The organism is Bacillota bacterium, from assembly GCA_040754675.1.
Taxonomy (GTDB): Bacteria; Bacillota; Limnochordia; order Limnochordales; family Geochordaceae; genus Geochorda.
The window spans coordinates 1-1,542 of the sequence record JBFMCJ010000784.1 but is presented as its reverse complement, the minus strand read 5'-3'; the positions used below and the strand labels follow the sequence as shown (position 1 = coordinate 1,542).

The following is a 1,542-nucleotide window of genomic DNA, read 5'->3' as shown; positions in this document are numbered from 1 at the left end:
CTGGGCCTGTTCAAAGCGGGCTTTGCCAACCAGCCCGTGGCCCATACCCAGACCCTCTGGAACTTCCTGGGCATGGCCCTGGCCGGCCTGGGGTTCGTTTTGATGGGGGGCTGCCCCTTAAGGCAGCTGGTGGCCGCGAGCGAGGGCCACTCCGACGCCGCCGCGGCGGTGCTGGGCATGGTCTTCGGCGCCGCCCTGGCCCACAACTTCGGCCTGGCCGCGGGCCCGGCGGGCGTGCCCCCGGCCGGCAAGCTGGCGGTGGTGGCGGGGTTGGTGGTGCTGACGGCCTACGCCACGGCGAACGCGCTGGCCGCCCGGGCCGGTCGCAGGCTCTCGGGAGGCGAAGTCCCCGCGCATTTTGAGTGATTTACTCACGGCGCCCGCGCCGCCACCGGGACATGAGAGGGGCGTTGCCGGGAGCGGGTGCCCCTTGCCTCGCCACGCCACGGTCTCTGCCGGCGTGGGCTCTGCCGGCAGAATACCACTCTTCTCCTCGCGTATCGGGCGCAAAATTTCCCGCCCCATCAAGAGAGCGCATATTATTCGCCTATAGGCGAATTTTTCGTCTCTAATTTACCGCAATTCAGCGCTTGCATGTTGGGTCATTCGTGGATAAACTAACGTTATAAGGAGTTGGCGGCGACATGCCAATAGGGGAGAAAATCCGCGCCCTGCGGAAGGATAAACAGCTCACCCAGCGCGAACTGGCCCGGCGGGCGGGGGTATCGCCGCAGTACCTGTGCGATGTGGAATGCGGTCGGGTAAATCCCAGCCTGAGCGCCTTGGAGAAGATTGCCGCCGGTCTGGGCCTGCCCACGGTGGCCCTTCTGACGGAGCGGGACCCGCGCGACCTGGAGACGGTGGAAATCCCCGTTATCGGCAGCGTCCCGGCGGGAGGGCCGGTGGTGACGGAGGAGGCCGTGCTGGATTACCTCCCGCTGCCCCGGCGCCTGGCCAGAGAGGGGGTTTTTGCCCTGGAGGTCAGCGGGGATAGCATGCGGGACATGGGTATCGAACACGGCGACATCGTGCTGGTCCGGCAGCAACCGGTGGCCGAGGTCGGCCAGACCGTTATCGTTCGCGTAGAGGGGGAAGTCACCTGCAAGCGGTACTACCCGCGGGGTAACAAGATAAGGCTGGAGCCGGCCAACAGCTCCTTCCAGCCCCTGGAATTCAATCCCGACAAGGTGGAAATCGTCGGAGTGGTTACCCACGTCATCAAGAAGGTGCGGTGAGCGCCGAGACGGTTTGCATTTCCGGAGCAGGATCCACAATGATCGTCCATCTCTTTATGCTCAACGGCGAAGCTGACCGGGTGCTGGTGGCAAGCACCCGTTTCTGTCCCCGGGTAGAGGCCCTTAACTCCCGGGAAGTTTTCTGCGTGCCCGCCACTGCGGAGCACGGCCGGGAACTCTTTGTCACCCTCGCCCGGGAAGGGTACCGGGTGCTGGCGGGAGCCGGTCGCTCGTGCCTGGTGGCGCGCCTGGCCTCCCTGACGCTTCGCCGGCCCCATCTGCCCCGCCGGGCCCTCAAAATCGACCC

The 1,542-nt window shown here is 65.8% G+C and carries 3 protein-coding genes; all 3 read left to right on the top strand.

Features of this window, described 5'->3' with window-relative positions; genetic code table 11:
* Positions 1 to 366 (top strand): YedE-related selenium metabolism membrane protein (locus tag AB1609_23600; GenBank protein ID MEW6049420.1); only part of this gene is annotated, 366 nt, incomplete at its 5' end.
* A gap of 278 nt (positions 367 to 644) precedes the next feature.
* Positions 645 to 1,235: a transcriptional repressor LexA gene (gene lexA / locus AB1609_23595; GenBank protein ID MEW6049419.1), complete on the top strand. Its 591-nt coding sequence runs from the start codon at positions 645 to 647 to the stop codon at positions 1,233 to 1,235.
* A 38-nt stretch (positions 1,236 to 1,273) separates the two neighbouring features.
* Positions 1,274 to 1,542, top strand: a 269-nt coding sequence (locus AB1609_23590; GenBank protein MEW6049418.1) for a hypothetical protein, incomplete at its 3' end; no start/stop codon positions are given.